A 1,251-nucleotide genomic window follows, 5' to 3' on the forward strand; every position below is an offset into this window, starting at 1 on the left:
GGTTGAGTCCAGCAGGATGGTGTACGACTCGGGCGTCAGACCAAATCTGAGCGTGTCGTAGCCGGGAAAAGGGTGGTCACCGCGTGATCCTTCAGAAGACCTACCAAGTCGTTCAGAAGGAAGAAGACCACGCGATGACCTCTGTCCAGCCTATCGACCCGTCCAAGATGCTGTCGGACCAACTCGCCGTCGCGAGCCCTGACCTACTGCGAGACATGATGTCCACGTTCATCGGGGCCCTGATGAGCGCCGAGGCCGACTCGATGTGCGGTGCCGGCTACGGCGAACGCTCCGAGGACCGGGTGAACTCCCGAAACGGTTACCGCCACCGCGATTTCGACACTCGTGTCGGCACGATCGACGTCGCCATACCGAAACTGCGGTCCGGTAGTTATTTCCCGGATTGGCTGCTCGAGCGCCGCAAACGCGCCGAACGAGCCCTGACCTCGGTGGTCGCCACGTGTTATCTGCTCGGGGTGTCTACCCGCCGGATGGAGAAGCTGGTCGAATCACTGGGCGTGACAAAGCTTTCCAAGTCCCAGGTGTCGATCATGGCCAGCGAACTCGACGCCCAGGTCGAAGCGTTCCGCACCCGCCCCCTCGATCAAGGCCCGTATACGTTCGTCGCCGCGGACGCTCTGGTGTTGAAGGTGCGTGAGAACGGGCACGTGGTCAACGTGCACGCCCTGGTCGCCACCGGTGTCAACGCCGACGGATACCGTGAAATCCTCGGTATCCAGGTCACCAGCGGCGAAGACGGCGCAGGCTGGCTGGCGTTCTTCCGTGACCTGGTCGCCCGCGGCCTGTCCGGAGTCTCACTGGTCACCTCCGACGCCCACGCCGGGCTGGTCGCCGCGATCGGAGCCACACTGCCCGGAGCTGCCTGGCAACGCTGCAGAACCCACTACACCGTGAATCTGATGTCGATCACCCCGAAATCGTCATGGCCGTGGGTACGGACCCTGCTCCACTCGGTGTTCGACCAAGCCGACACCGAATCAGTTGCCGCCCAATATGATCGGATGCTCGACGCGCTGGGCGAGAAACTACCCAAAGTGGCCGCTCACCTCGACGCGGCCCGCGCGGACCTGCTGTCGTTCACCGCGTTCCCCAAACAGATCTGGCGCCAAATCTGGTCGAACAATCCGCAAGAACGATTGAACAAGGAAATCCGCCGCCGCACCGACGTCGTCGGTATATTCCCCGACCGGCAAGCCATCATCCGCCTCGTCGGCGCCGTGCTCGCCGAAC

Annotated in this window: 1 protein-coding gene; it reads left to right on the top strand. The window is 63.0% G+C overall.

Translation table 11 applies throughout. The features are described 5' to 3' along the window. Positions 1 to 134: 134 nt before the first annotated feature. A partial coding sequence (locus tag C5E41_RS32950) for an IS256 family transposase (RefSeq protein WP_104379557.1) occupies positions 135 to 1,251 on the top strand: 1,117 nt, incomplete at its 3' end.

Origin of the sequence: Nocardia nova (assembly GCF_002933465.1) — a bacterium.
Classification (GTDB): domain Bacteria; phylum Actinomycetota; class Actinomycetes; order Mycobacteriales; family Mycobacteriaceae; genus Nocardia; species Nocardia nova_B.